Consider the following 13933-nt stretch of genomic DNA (forward strand, 5'->3'; position numbering starts at 1 on the left):
TGATTACTTAATAACATTGACCTTTTGAATCATTTTATCAGTTAAATCATATTTAGGGTCATAGGCAAGCGCTGAATTTTTATTTAAAACAACATCCAGGTTATTTTCTTTACGCAATTGTTCAGCAGCTTGTTTCACACGTGCATCAAAAACACTGCGAACTTGTTGAATCGAGCTTTGGACGCTGCTCTGAACAGATTGTTGCAATTGATTCAATTCTTGGAACTTGGCTTGATATTGTGCTGAAAGCTTTTGCTTTTCTGCCTCGGTAAATTTGGTATTGGATTGTGCACGTTGCTGTAATGCTTCGAGCTCTTTAGACAACTGCTCAATTTTAGTGGTTTGCGGCTGAATTTTTTGCTGTACAGCCGTGTTTTGCTGTTTTAAATAGCTGCTATTTTCTACAAGACGTTCTAAATCAATTACCCCATAACCGGCAGCCTGTGTCAAAGACGTCATGCTTGCCAAAGCGATACCCATCGCTATCATCATTTTTTGCATCATTTTCTCTTTAAGTTTGGTTGTACCAATACACACATAATGTATTGACACAACCTGAATTATTCTTAGGCCATCTTAGAAAGTACGGCCAATTTCAAACTGGATATTTTTAGTTTCATCACCCGGTTTATCATTTAATGGGTATGCATAGCTGAGTGAAAGTGGACCAATCATGGTGATCCAGGTAAAGCCAACGCCAACGCTATAACGGAAGTTTTCTGCATCAAAGCCAAAATTGTCTTCACAATATTGTTTAGCATCCACACCAGCATTGCCATTCAAATACAAGCTTCCACTAGGAACACTGCATTGTGTATCAAAAACTTGTGCACCTTCAGCAAAGACTACTGGTCGAACCTGACGTGTCCAGTCACCCTTAAATGGTAACGGTAAAGCGAGTTCCGCACCAAATTGTACTAGAGCATTACCACCCACTTCTTCTTTGTCCTGATCTTCGTTTCTTGACTCATTATACGTTACCCCGGGATATTTCGGCCCCAAGGTACTGTTGTCATAACCACGAACTGAACCGAAACCACCTGCATAGAAGTTTTTATAGAATGGAAGGTCATTACCATAACCTAACTTACCATAACCACGCAGTACGAAGTCATACGGCAGTGGCAAGAATGCTTGTGCATCATAGGTTAATTTTTGGTATTCAACATCACTACCCGGTAATGCAATTTCACCATTCACACGATGCGACATACCATTGGTAGGGAATACCGGACGGTTTAAGGTGTTGTATGACCATCCTAAATTCAGGTTATAAGTTAAAAATTCACCTTTAAACTCATTATCAAAATCTACCTGTTCTCCATCACAAGAATATCCTGTAACTTTGGTTGGATTAGCTGGGTCTTCATATAAAGCCACTTGCTGCCCTACGCAAACATCTTCAGCACGACCTGTAGCCTTACCACCATTGGCTAACAAGTAATCTCGAACATAGGTCGAAACATATGGACCCGTTGTTACGTTAGTCTGGTCAATATTTAGACCCGCACTGACACTTTGGTTTTCATCAATTGGATAACCAAATGTAATACCACCACCAAAACTATCCGTTACATAGTTGTTAACGTTATAGTCATCATCCAGCTTGGTTTTACGATAGTACATGTTATAACCGCGACGCACACCATCAATGGTGAAGTATGGGTCAGTCACACTTAAATTATAATAATCTTGCGTCTCTGAACGGGATAAATCAATCGAAACACTGTTACCTGTACCCAAGAAGTTGGTTTGACTTAAACCTGCCTGGAAAGTTACACCACCACTTTGCGAGAAACCGACAGCCAGCGTACTTGTACCCGAATGCTGTTCTTCAACATTAACATTCAAATCTACCTGATCCGGCACATTTGGAATACGGGCGGGTTTAATATCTACAGTTTTAAAGAAACCGGTACGCTCTAAACGGACTTTAGACAAGTCAATTTTTTCATTGCTGGCTAATGCACCTTCCATTTGACGCATTTCACGACGCAATACTTCATCCGCAGTTTTGGTATTACCGGTGAAATTAATACGACGCACCGTCACTTGTTGACCTGGATTAATATAATAATTCAGGTTAACCAGTTTGGTTTCTTCATTAATTTCAGGAACCATATTTACTTCAGCATAGTAATAACCCGCATTACCATATTTACGAAGTAAAAGTTGTTTCACTGCATTTACTTTTTCTTGAGAATAAGTCTCGCCATCTTTATAAATTTGCAGTGCTTTCAATTCTTCTGTTTTATAAAGCGCATCACCCAGGAACTTTGTTTCACCAAATTTGAACTGTTCACCTTCTTCTACAGAGACTTCAACAAAGATATTCTTTTTATCTTCACTCAAGTTCAAACTTGAGTTCGTAATATTAAAGTTGATATAACCTTTGTTTAAATACAATGCACGTAAAGCTTCCAGACTGGCCGCCATTTTTTCTCGTGCATAACGATCGTTACGAGTAACAATTGAACTCCAGCTACTTTCTTTAACCGCAAAAGCTTGCTTGATTTCACTTTCTTTAAAAACAGTATTGCCAATAATATTGATATCAACAACTTTAGCTGCTTTGCCTTCCACAAACTCAATGGTCAGATCGACACGGTTATTGGGTCTAGCCACTGTTTTAACACTGACATCAGCATCATAACGGCCTTGCTGCATATATTGTTGTTCAAGTTCGGTTTCAATGGTTTGCAGTGCAGATTTTTTCAAAACCTCGCCTTCTGCAATGCCCATTTTTTTCAGACCATCTTCAAGGGCTTCTTTAGGAATCAGTTTATTCCCTTTAAACTCCACCTTAGAAATCAGTGGACGTTCAACCACGGTAAAAATGAGCGTGTCCGCTTCTCTTGATGCCTTAATATCATCAAACAGTCCAGTGGCATACAAAGCACGAATCGAATTTGCAATAGTCGTATCATCGACACGATCGCCAGCATTGACAGGTAACATCCCATAGACATTTGTTGGCGTTAAACGAACAAGCCCGTCAATTTTAATATCGCGGACAATGAATTCATCTGCTGCATATACTTGTTGTACTGCTGCCATTGCACTAATAAGCGCCAAAGGCATAAATAAATGTGTGTGCTGCATGCCAGTCTTTTCCGATGTTAATTTATTTCGTATCTACGTTGTTATAAACGCATGAAGTCATTGAATAATGCAAGGAGCATCATGCTACCGAGCAGTACCATACCAATTTTTAAACCAACCAATTGTATTTGTTCAGAAACAGGTTTACCACGAATCAGCTCAATAAAATAGTAAACTAAATGTCCACCATCCAGCATAGGAATTGGTAATAAATTTAAAATACCTAGACTTACGCTCATTAAAGCCATAAAAGAGATAAAGGTCTGCCAACCCATTTCCGCACTTTGCCCTGCCACTTTGGCAATGGTGATTGGGCCGGATAAATTATCCAGGCCAATTAAACCACGAAACATTTTGACGATCGAGTTCAAAATCATACCTGAAATTTGACCCGTTTTATCAACCGCCATTACAAATGCTTCAGTCGGACTATATTGAATCACTTGTTTATAATCTGCAGGAATGTTTATTTTTCCAGGAATATTCTGTACACCAAGCACACCTGAAACATTACCCATGCTGTCACGTTTAGCTTGTGGCATCACTTCCAAATGTAGCAACTGGTTTTGACGCAAGATATCTATTTTCAACAATTTTTCTGGTGAAGCCTGCACGACCTGAACAACATCGAACCAGTCATTCATTTTTACGCCATCAATCGCAATAATTTTATCACCTTCTTTCATCCCTTGGCGAATTGCTGCACCATCTTCACTGAGTTTAGCGGCAACGGCAGGAATGTGTGGGCGATACGGCATAAAGCCTAAACTATCTAATGCAGACTGATTTTGATTTTTTAAGAAATCTTGAATGGGTAACTGAAAGGTTTTAACCTGTCCTGCACGATCTGCCTGAATTTCGATTGAACCTGTTTCACCGACACGGTCGACCAAAGCAAAATTCAACTTTTCCCAAGTTGGGGTTGCAGTACCATCCACGTTGGTAATTTTGTCACCCACCTGCATTTGAACAGTTGCAGCGGGTGTATTTGGTAACACTTTACCAACACGAGTATTCAGTTGTTCTTGTGATGGGATAAATAAAATCCAGAATAACACCACAGCAAAAGCTAAATTAATCAACGGACCTGCAGCAACAATCGCAATTCGCTTCCAAGGATGCTGGCGATTAAATGCTTTGGGTAAATCTTCTTCCGCAACACTACCTTCGCGTTCGTCCAGCATTTTCACATAGCCACCCAAAGGCAATGCAGAAAGTTGATATTGAATGCCAGACTTCTTAGACGTCCATTTGAGTAATGTCGGTCCAAACCCAATCGAATAAACTAAAACTTTCACACCCAGTTTACGCGCAACAATATAATGTCCAAACTCATGAATCGCGATGAGCGGTCCAAGTAAAAGAATGGCTGCCACAACAATAAACAAGGCACTCATAATTTAGTTTCCTTTACTGATGACAATTTGCTGTGCCACAGAACGAGCTGCTCGGTCAGCTTGCAAGATAAGATCGATCGATTCTGCAGCTCCACTTTCAACCTGGTTCAAAGTTTGTTCAACCACTTGAGGAATTTCAGTAAAGCCAATGCTATTTTTTAAGAATGCTGCAACAGCAATCTCATTTGCGGCATTTAAAATTGCAGGTGCCAAACCACCACTTTGCATCGCCTGTCGAGCCAGTTTTAATGCGGGGAAACGTGTTGTATCTGGTTCTTGAAAATCTAACTGTTGATTCATAAACAGATCAAGGGCAGGAACATGAGTCTGAATCCGCTCAGGCCATGCTAGCGCATGTGCAATTGGGGTACACATATCCGGATTACCCATTTGTGCCAAAGTCGAACCATCCACGTATTGAACCATAGAATGAATAATACTCTGTGGATGTACCACCACTGTTACAAACTGTTCTGAAATTGCAAAGAGATGACAGGCCTCAATTAATTCCAAGCCTTTATTCATTAAAGTCGCAGAATCTACAGAGATTTTTTGCCCCATAGACCAATTCGGATGCTTACATGCTTGTGCAGGCGTCACATTTTGTAATTGTTCAAGACTATGGTTTAAAAATGGACCGCCAGAGGCAGTGAGCAAAATACGCGACACACCTTGTTTGGGCTGACCATTTCGTTCAGTTTGGAAATAATTCTGAGGCAAGCATTGAAAGATTGCATTATGTTCAGAATCCACTGGAAGCAATTCCGCCTGATAATCACGGGCAGCCTGCATCATCAGGTCACCAGACATCACTAGTGCTTCTTTATTGGCAAGCAGAACACGTTTACCTGCTTTAACCGCCGCCAATGTAGGCAATAAACCTGCCGCGCCGACAATGGCCGCCATGACCACATCAACATCAGCATGTTCAGCAACCGCAATTAAACCGGCTTCATCGCTCAGAATTTCAATATCGTTAAGATTTTTATTTTGAAGATGTTGTTTTAGTTCATCAACTTTATTTGATGGCACTACCGCAATTTTCGGTCGATACTGTTTGCATATTTCAACAAGTTCCACAATTCGGCTATGTGCCGTGACTGCGAATACAGAATATTTTTCAGGATGTTGTTGCAGAATTTTTAAGGTACTTTGACCAATCGAACCCGTTACACCTAATATACAAACAGATTGTGACATCTATAAATCTACACCAATAAGTTTTAAAACATACATGCCTGCAGCAAAAATTGGAGCAGCAGCAAGCAATGAATCAATACGGTCAAGCACCCCGCCATGTCCTGGCAGAATACAACCTGAATCTTTAATTCCTGCACGACGTTTGATCATGGACTCGAACAAATCACCCAATACAGAACTGAATACTGTGACTACAGATAAAATTAAAAACAGAATATGCTGAGCTAAAGTTAAATCTAAATAAACCACTTCAACCGCGACCACAATAATCATTGCAGTAACGATACCGCCATATAAACCTTCAACCGATTTATTGGGACTGACATCGGGTGCAAGTTTTCTCTTACCCAGTTTACGCCCGACAAAATAAGCCCCACTGTCTGCGCCCCATACCAATAAAAACAGGTACATGAGCCACCATGGTGAACTATTCCAAACCGAGAAAATTGCGGTAACCGCAGCAGAAATTAAAATAAATCCGATCACATTTAGGCTTTGATTATACCATCCATCATAACCTGGATATGATTTAACCCAAAAGATACTTAAAATCCAAGTAAAAATGGACGCTGCCCAAAGCAATAGAGCGATATCATTAAAATATAATGCCAAAGTTGCCAAGGCTGCTGTCGCTAATCCATAACCCCAAGCAAATGGTTTCACCAGATTTTTATTTTTTCTTGGCATAAGTTTAAACCACTCATACCCTGCGACCCCTGCGGCAACAATCATCAGCACAAACATTGGATACTGAGACTGTGTAGCAAACATACAACTGAGTACGACTGCCACCAATACCAATGCGGTTATAATCCGCTCTAACATTTATTAATTCTCGATTTTCTCTTGTTGGATTTGCTCTGAAGTTTTACCAAAACGACGTTCACGACCAGCAAAGACGGCTAACGCATCATCGAATTCTTCAACAGTAAATTCAGGCCATAAGGTTTGGGTGAAATACAGCTCAGCATAAGCGGCTTGCCAAAGTAAAAAATTCGACAAACGATAATCACCACCGGTGCGAATCAGCAAATCTGCCGCAGGTAAATCCGCCATACTGACATGTTGCCCAAACAACTCAACATTTATATCTTCAACTGCGACTTTTTTTGCCAGAACATCCGCTGCAATTTGTTTTGCAGCCTGCGCCATATCCCACATGCCACCGTAACTGACCGCGATGGTCAAAGTCATGCTGTCGAACTTAGCAGTCCTTTGTTCAGCATGCAACATTAACTCACGTAAATGCGCAGACAAACGAGAACGATCACCAATAAAACGTAAGGCAATATTGAATTTTTCCATTCGAGGCAGTTGCTCCTGGATTGTTTCTTCCAACAATGCCATGAGTAAATCCACCTCAAATTGGGGACGATTCCAGTTTTCGCTAGAAAATGCAAAAACGGTTAACGCTTGAATTTGTTTTTTTCTACAGTGCTCAACAATCGGATCCAGGACATTTTTCCCTTCACGGTGTCCCGCACCCTTTTGCATTTGCATTTTTTTTGCAAAACGATTGTTGCCATCCATAATGATGGCAACATGTTTTGGAAGAGGTAAACTGTCTTCTGAAACGGTCATTAAATCTTAGACCTTCATCAATTCAGCTTCTTTCGCAGCAAGGCGTTTGTCCACTTCAGCAACAAATTTGTCGGTGATTTTCTGGATATCATCAGATGCACGACGGTCGTCATCTTCAGAAATTTCTTTTTCTTTCAACAATGCTTTGATATCGCCCAATACATCACGACGAATGTTACGGATCGCAACTTTGGCATTTTCAGCTTCAGTACGTGCAACTTTCTGCATGTCACGACGTGTTTCTTCAGTCAGTGCAGGCATTGGCACACGAATAGCATCTGCAGTAATCGGGTTTAAACCCAAACCTGCTTCACGAATCGCTTTATCAATTGCTGAAACCATTGTACGTTCAAATGGCTGTACGACAAGGGTACGAGAGTCTTCAAGACCCACGTTTGCCACTTGGTTTAAAGGCACATCAGAGCCATAGTAAGGAACCATCACACCATTCAAGATTGATGGATGCGCGCGGCCAGTACGAACTTTAGCGAAACCATGTTCTAAAGACTCTAAAGTCTTGTTCATGCGATCTTCACTGTCTTTTTTAAGATCGTTAATCATATGATCTTCCTTACTTAATTCTAAGAGATGTAATTACTAAATAGCGGGTAGTATAAAGAGCTTTCAGGCTCACGTCATTAATTGGTAACGTGAGTCCCTTCTTTTTCACCCATCACCACGGATAACAATGAACCCGACTTATTCATATCGAATACTTGTAATGGCACATTATGATCACGGCACAAGCAGATCGCAGTTAAATCCATGATACCTAACTTTTCATCTAACACTTGGTCAAATGTAAGTGTTTCATATTTTACTGCATCGTCATATTTGCTTGGATCTTTATTATATACGCCGTCTACTTTAGTGGCTTTCAAGATCAGGTTGGCTTCAATTTCAATACCACGCAAGCAAGCTGCTGTATCTGTGGTAAAGAATGGATTACCTGTACCCGCAACGAATACACATACTTCGCCTTGCGTTAAATGACGGATTGCATCACGGCTTGAATACGCTTCAACCACGGCACCAATCGGTAAAGCAGACATTAAACGGGTTTTAATATTGCGACGCACCAAAGCATCGCGTAATGCCAAACCGTTCATTACAGTAGCAAGCATACCCATCTGGTCACCAGTTACACGGCCAACCAAACCATCTTTTTGCAATTGGCTGCCGCGGTACAAGTTACCACCGCCAACCACGATACCGACTTGCACGCCCAAACCCACCAAGTGAGCAATCGCTAAAGACATTTGATCAAGTACTTGTGCATCAATCCCCATGTCTTTATTTCCAGCAAGTGCTTCACCAGAAAGTTTAAGCAAAATGCGTTCATAACGAGGCTTTTTTGAATCCAACATCAGGAAATCTCCGAATCTTCCAATATCTAAAATTTTATTCGTATACTTTTATGACAGATCAAGCAGACTTAACTCGAATTAACTTTGCATATAAATCATATTCATCTGCATCGGTAATTTCGACTTCAAGCAAATCACCTGCTTTAATTTGACTCTTATCAATGTCTTCAACAAAAACATTGCCATCAATTTCAGGTGCATCTGCATAAGAACGCGCCACAGCCACCGGGAATTCCTCTTCCAGATCATCTACCAGTACCGTCATGGTTTGACCAATACGTTTTTGTAGCTTAGCTGCAGAAATTTCTTGCTGTACTTGCATGAAACGTTCGTAACGGTCTTGTTTGATTTCTTCAGGCACATGATCTGGCAAATCATTCGCTGTCGCACCTTCTACAGGTGAATAGGTAAAGCAACCTACACGATCAAGCTGTGCTTCTTTGAGCCACTCAAGCAGAATCTGGAAATCTTCTTCAGTTTCACCAGGAAAACCCACCACGAATGTTGAACGGATGACCAATTCAGGGCATTTTTCGCGCCAAAGTTTAAGGCGTTCAAGTGTATTTTCACTATGTGCTGGTCGTTTCATCAATTTTAAGATGCGCGGACTGGCATGCTGAAAAGGAATGTCTAGATATGGCAAGATTTTACCTTGCGCCATCAAGTCAATTACAGCATCGACATGCGGATATGGATAAACGTAATGCAAACGCACCCAAATACCGAGTTGGCCTAGAGCTTCACACATGTCGAAGAATTTGGTTTTAACCGGCTGACCGTTCCAGAAATCAAGTTTGTACTTGGTGTCTAAACCATAAGCAGAGGTATCTTGAGAAATCACCAGAACTTCTTTTACACCGGCATTTTTCAATGCTTGCGCTTCACTTAAAACCGAACCGACAGGACGAGAAACCAGATCACCCCGCATGCTTGGAATAATACAGAATGTACAACGATGGTTGCAGCCTTCCGATATTTTCAAGTAAGCATAATGTTTAGGGGTCAAACGAATGCCTTGTTCAGGAACAAGGTCAATATATGGGTTATGTTTTGGTGGTTCAGGTACGTACTGATGTACGGCCTCCATCACTTCTTGATATGCCGCGGCACCGGTCACTTTAAGGACACTGGGGTGCATTTTACGAATTTTGTCTTCATCTTTACCCAAACAGCCAGTCACAATGACACGACCATTTGCGCTTATCGCTTCGCCAATGGCATCTAACGATTCTTGTACTGCAGATTCAATAAAACCACAGGTATTAACAACAACCAAATCAGCACCATCATAATCTGATGCTACATCATAACCTTCAGTCTTCAACTGAGTTAAAATTCGTTCGGAATCTACCAATGCCTTAGGACAACCTAAAGAAACAAAACCGACTTTGGGGGATTTCATGAATCTGCACTCCACTATAATGCGCGTATTGTATGTCTTTTCCGATCATAAAAATAGGTAGAAAGCCGACTCTTTGCATAACGCACCAAAATACGCCCAATTTTTTACTAAATATTTTACATGCACCATTTTGGTTCACTAATATTTTTATTTCCTTTACTATGCTAGATAAATTCTGCATTCAAACAACAAAAAGCACACTTTTATGGCGTCAGAATTTTTATTCATATATATGCTCAAAGTTGGCGTGCATTTTGCTTTATTTCGACAACGTTTAACTCGTTGAATGTCCCATAACAGGGAGAAATGACAAGAAGTGCAGATGCCATTGCGCTATTTTAATACAGGATGCTTTCGCTAATGGATCAACCCACCGGGATCGACTACCGCCTTTTAGTGGATAACTTAACCACCGCCATTTTACTGGTCGATAGCCAGCTGAATATTTTTTATTTAAATTCTTCTTGTGAATCTTTGTTTGACATCAGTTTGCTGCGTGCTTCAGGTCAACCTGTCTTAAATTTGCTGCATATGCCGGATGATGAGTTTAATACCGAAGAAGCGCTATTGAATACCATCGCCACAGGCCAACCCTATACCCGCCGTGAAGCCACTATTAGTGTCAACTTTAAAGATATGCATGTGGATTATACGGTTTCACAAATAAACGCCCAAAAACCCTATCACCCGCTTCTACTGATAGAATTGAATCCGATTGACCGGATGTTAAAAATCTCTAAAGAAGAAAACCTGATTCAACAGCACCAGGTTGCACGGCAACTGATTCGTGGTGTGGCACATGAAATTAAAAATCCCTTAGGTGGCATTCGCGGTGCTACCCAATTATTGGCACGCAGTTTAAATGATCCTCAATATTCAGAATTCACCGATATTATTATTAGTGAAGTCGATCGCTTGCGTAACCTAGCCGATACCATGCTGGGTTCGCGTCAATTACCTAGCTATGAATTGGTCAATGTACATGAGCCACTCGAACGTGTCCGTTCACTCATTACCAATCAGACCAAAAAGAAAATCAAAATTACCCGTGACTATGACTTGTCTTTACCTGATGTCATGGCCGACCGCGACCAACTGATTCAGGTCATGCTCAACATTAGTGTAAATGCAGTACAAGCCATGATGGAAAATAAGGAATTCTTCGTTGACCATCAGCCCGAACTTATCTTGCGAACACGCATTCAGCGGCTTGTCACCATTAATGGTGTTTTAAAGCGCTCTGCTGTTCGGATTGATATTGAAGATAATGGCCCGGGCGTACCGGAAGAAATTTTAGAATCGGTGTTTTACCCTCTGGTCACAGGACGTGCCAAGGGCACAGGGCTCGGTTTGAGCATTGCACAGAATATTATGCATCAACATAGTGGAATGATTGAATGCCAGTCAGTTCCAGGAAAAACAGTCTTTAGCTTATATTTACCTTGGGAGTTTAACCATGTCGCGAAATAAAATATGGGTCATTGATGATGATCGCGCCATGCGCTGGGTCTTGGAAAAAACATTCAAAGAAGAAGGTTTTGACGTTACCAGTTTTGAAGAAGCACAATCTGCGCTCGATCAACTCAGTATAGATGCACCTGATGTGATTTTGACCGATATTCGCATGCCGGGAATTGATGGTCTGACCTTCTTGGGCAAAGTCAAAACCAGTCACCCTGACCTACCCGTCATTATTATGACAGCACATTCGGACTTGGAATCTGCGGTATCCAGCTATCAAACCGGTGCTTTTGAATATTTGCCAAAACCCTTTGATATTGATGAAGCATTAGCATTGGTCAATCGCGCAATTTTGCACATTGCCAAGTTACAACAACAAGAATCGGCTAAAACAGCTCCACCTATTCAAACGACTGAAATTATTGGTGAATCACCTGCCATGCAGGAAGTTTTCCGTGCGATTGGCCGTTTGTCACAGTCGCATATCACTGTACTGATTAATGGTGAATCTGGCACAGGTAAAGAACTGGTTGCGCATGCCCTGCATCGCCATTCGCCACGTAGTAGCAAGCCTTTTATTGCCTTAAATATGGCAGCCATTCCAAAAGACCTGATTGAAACTGAACTTTTCGGTCACGAGAAAGGTGCATTTACCGGTGCCAATTCGCAACGTCAAGGCCGTTTTGAACAGGCCAATGGCGGCACCCTGTTTTTAGATGAAATTGGGGACATGCCATTTGAAACGCAAACACGTTTACTGCGTGTTTTGGCAGATGGTGAGTTCTATCGTGTGGGTGGTCACATCCCGGTCAAAGTGGATGTGCGCATTGTGGCAGCAACCCACCAAGACTTGGAAAAACGGGTTCATGATGGTCGCTTCCGCGAAGACTTATATCACCGCCTGAACGTGATCCGTATTCACATTCCAAAACTGGCGCATCGCAGTGAAGACATTCCAATGTTGGCGCAGCATTTCTTGGCACGTGCAGGTAAAGAATTAGGGGTGAGTCCTAAAATCTTGCGTCCAGAAACCCAAGAGTATATGCAACAACTGCCGTGGCAAGGCAACGTCCGTCAGTTAGAAAATACTTGTCGCTGGCTAACAGTGATGATCACGGGTCGTGAAGTTTATCCTGAAGATTTACCATCTGAATTGAAACAGATTCCAATTCAACGCTCAGGTGATGAAGTACAACCTCCGGGTACTTTTGATCGTGTTTCGCTGCATCATTGGGATGAATTATTGGCTCAATGGGCGATTCAAAAGCTTAAAAACGGCGAAATGAAAATTCTCGATATTGCCACACCCATGTTTGAGCGCACTTTAATTACTGCCGCTTTACAGCAAACCCGTGGTCGTAAACGTCATGCCGCTGAATTGCTCGGTTGGGGCCGTAATACGCTGACTCGCAAGCTTAAAGAATTGGGTATGGACACGGTAGATGATGATGTCGAAGAAGAAGTCATCGAAAACTAAACTTTTTCTACTCATCTAAAAATAAAGCTATTTCGGGATAATGCCAGTCAGTTAAAAAATTGATTGGCATTTTCTTTTTATACTCCCCTATGTTCACTCGATACACAGAAACGTCATTCGCAACCTGCGTGTTTTTTTTAAATTATTGTTTTTGCAGTAAAGTATTACAATGCAGAAAGTGAACAGGTTTTGCGAATGACAAAATGTTACTGGTCCTTTTGGCAAATGAGAAACACGGTTTCGCAAGGAACCAACGAGCTCCAATAATTGGATTAAAAAAGATAAGACTACGTCGTAAATAACCAAAAAGTTAAAGAATTTATTTTAAAATTTCTTAACTGTCTCGTATTACTCCTTCGGGAGCTTTTTTATTTCATTCTATTTATGCAGTAAAACCTACATAACGAGAATATCCTTGTATACCCAAGTCGGACTTTAAAATCAAATAATTGGGATAAGTTGATTGCGTGATTTCTGTGAACATATTCACCTGATCATCATGCGCATGCAGATCATCCACTGAACGCGGCATGGTTTGTTCAAATTCATCGGTCATATATTCAAAACCGATATCCATGGCAATAAATAAGGTATGTTCACAGGGCTGCACATACTGCTCTTTCGCCCAATTAATGACGTCTTGTTGACAATGTGGACATTGAATGTTGTCCGTTGCCTGAATGGATAATGGAATAAGTTGATAGGCCATATAAAAATAAGTCAGTTTGCTATACGCCCATTTTAGCAAATTATTCAGCCGACTTTATTTTTTCCAATCAAGATTTGCCATAAAAAAAAGGGAACCTACAGATCACTGCTGTCCCACAATTTTTACAAGAGGAAGCTCATTTAAGCTTCTCTTGTTTGATGGGGACTTTATCGGGTGAAAATAACGCTTTTAAGGTTTTTATTTCAAATAAATTCACTTGAATTATTCTGAGTAAGC

12 protein-coding genes are annotated in these 13933 nt (G+C 41.1%); 2 read left to right on the top strand and 10 right to left on the bottom strand.

Going from position 1 to position 13933, the window contains the following annotated elements; genetic code table 11:
- Positions 1-3: 3 nt before the first annotated feature.
- The 9 genes from E0H81_RS14310 to rimO all read right to left on the bottom strand — a co-directional run bounded on the left by E0H81_RS14310 (position 4) and on the right by rimO (position 10049).
- Positions 4-501, bottom strand: coding sequence for an OmpH/Skp family outer membrane protein (locus E0H81_RS14310; RefSeq protein ID WP_131319847.1), 498 nt, complete (start codon positions 499-501; stop codon positions 4-6).
- 75 nt (positions 502-576) lie between these two features.
- A complete protein-coding gene (gene bamA, locus E0H81_RS14315) occupies positions 577-3102 on the bottom strand; it encodes an outer membrane protein assembly factor BamA (RefSeq protein WP_131266490.1) in 2526 nt (841 codons plus the stop codon).
- Positions 3103-3143: 41 nt separating this feature from the next.
- Positions 3144-4499 carry an RIP metalloprotease RseP gene (gene rseP / locus E0H81_RS14320; protein WP_131319829.1) on the bottom strand — a complete coding sequence of 452 codons (1356 nt, stop codon included), beginning with the start codon at positions 4497-4499 and terminating at the stop codon, positions 3144-3146.
- A 3-nt stretch (positions 4500-4502) separates the two neighbouring features.
- Entirely contained in the window at positions 4503-5699 is a 1197-nt protein-coding gene (gene ispC / locus E0H81_RS14325; RefSeq protein WP_131319831.1) for a 1-deoxy-D-xylulose-5-phosphate reductoisomerase, read from the bottom strand.
- A complete protein-coding gene (locus E0H81_RS14330; protein WP_131319833.1) occupies positions 5700-6524 on the bottom strand; it encodes a phosphatidate cytidylyltransferase in 825 nt (274 codons plus the stop codon).
- A 3-nt stretch (positions 6525-6527) separates the two neighbouring features.
- The gene (uppS, locus tag E0H81_RS14335; RefSeq protein ID WP_131319835.1) at positions 6528-7280 is read right to left on the bottom strand and encodes a polyprenyl diphosphate synthase; all 753 of its coding nucleotides are present in this window, start codon (positions 7278-7280) and stop codon (positions 6528-6530) included.
- A 6-nt stretch (positions 7281-7286) separates the two neighbouring features.
- The gene (gene frr, locus E0H81_RS14340; protein ID WP_067724542.1) at positions 7287-7841 is read right to left on the bottom strand and encodes a ribosome recycling factor; all 555 of its coding nucleotides are present in this window, start codon (positions 7839-7841) and stop codon (positions 7287-7289) included.
- A 77-nt stretch (positions 7842-7918) separates the two neighbouring features.
- The gene (gene pyrH / locus E0H81_RS14345; RefSeq protein ID WP_131319837.1) at positions 7919-8647 is read right to left on the bottom strand and encodes a UMP kinase; all 729 of its coding nucleotides are present in this window, start codon (positions 8645-8647) and stop codon (positions 7919-7921) included.
- A 58-nt stretch (positions 8648-8705) separates the two neighbouring features.
- Positions 8706-10049, bottom strand: a complete 1344-nt coding sequence (rimO, locus tag E0H81_RS14350) for a 30S ribosomal protein S12 methylthiotransferase RimO (protein ID WP_131319839.1) — start codon at positions 10047-10049, stop codon at positions 8706-8708.
- Positions 10050-10409: 360 nt separating this feature from the next.
- On the opposite strand from rimO, the gene glnL reads away from it, so the two are divergent.
- Both glnL and glnG read left to right on the top strand, forming a co-directional pair.
- Positions 10410-11519, top strand: coding sequence for a nitrogen regulation protein NR(II) (gene glnL, locus E0H81_RS14355; protein ID WP_131319841.1), 1110 nt, complete (start codon positions 10410-10412; stop codon positions 11517-11519).
- Entirely contained in the window at positions 11506-12987 is a 1482-nt protein-coding gene (glnG, locus tag E0H81_RS14360; RefSeq protein WP_131319843.1) for a nitrogen regulation protein NR(I), read from the top strand. Before glnL ends, glnG begins: the two co-directional genes overlap by 14 nt.
- A 382-nt stretch (positions 12988-13369) precedes the next feature.
- On the opposite strand, the gene E0H81_RS14365 is transcribed toward glnG, so the two are convergent.
- Positions 13370-13696, bottom strand: coding sequence for a hypothetical protein (locus E0H81_RS14365; RefSeq protein ID WP_131319845.1), 327 nt, complete (start codon positions 13694-13696; stop codon positions 13370-13372).
- Positions 13697-13933: the final 237 nt, after the last annotated feature.

Origin of the sequence: Acinetobacter terrestris, assembly GCF_004331155.1 — a bacterium.
GTDB lineage: Bacteria > Pseudomonadota > Gammaproteobacteria > Pseudomonadales > Moraxellaceae > Acinetobacter > Acinetobacter terrestris.

Excerpts from the sequence above, each read along its gene's own strand:
- E0H81_RS14310 (WP_131319847.1), bottom strand. The coding sequence starts at position 501 with ATGCAAAAAATGATGATAGCGATGGGTATCGCTTTGGCAAGCATGACG.
- bamA (WP_131266490.1), bottom strand. The coding sequence starts at position 3,102 with ATGCAGCACACACATTTATTTATGCCTTTGGCGCTTATTAGTGCAATG.
- rseP (WP_131319829.1), bottom strand. The coding sequence starts at position 4,499 with ATGAGTGCCTTGTTTATTGTTGTGGCAGCCATTCTTTTACTTGGACCG.
- ispC (WP_131319831.1), bottom strand. The coding sequence starts at position 5,699 with ATGTCACAATCTGTTTGTATATTAGGTGTAACGGGTTCGATTGGTCAA.
- E0H81_RS14330 (WP_131319833.1), bottom strand. The coding sequence starts at position 6,524 with ATGTTAGAGCGGATTATAACCGCATTGGTATTGGTGGCAGTCGTACTC.
- uppS (WP_131319835.1), bottom strand. The coding sequence starts at position 7,280 with ATGACCGTTTCAGAAGACAGTTTACCTCTTCCAAAACATGTTGCCATC.
- frr (WP_067724542.1), bottom strand. The coding sequence starts at position 7,841 with ATGATTAACGATCTTAAAAAAGACAGTGAAGATCGCATGAACAAGACT.
- pyrH (WP_131319837.1), bottom strand. The coding sequence starts at position 8,647 with ATGTTGGATTCAAAAAAGCCTCGTTATGAACGCATTTTGCTTAAACTT.
- rimO (WP_131319839.1), bottom strand. The coding sequence starts at position 10,049 with ATGAAATCCCCCAAAGTCGGTTTTGTTTCTTTAGGTTGTCCTAAGGCA.
- glnL (WP_131319841.1), top strand. The coding sequence starts at position 10,410 with ATGGATCAACCCACCGGGATCGACTACCGCCTTTTAGTGGATAACTTA.
- glnG (WP_131319843.1), top strand. The coding sequence starts at position 11,506 with ATGTCGCGAAATAAAATATGGGTCATTGATGATGATCGCGCCATGCGC.
- E0H81_RS14365 (WP_131319845.1), bottom strand. The coding sequence starts at position 13,696 with ATGGCCTATCAACTTATTCCATTATCCATTCAGGCAACGGACAACATT.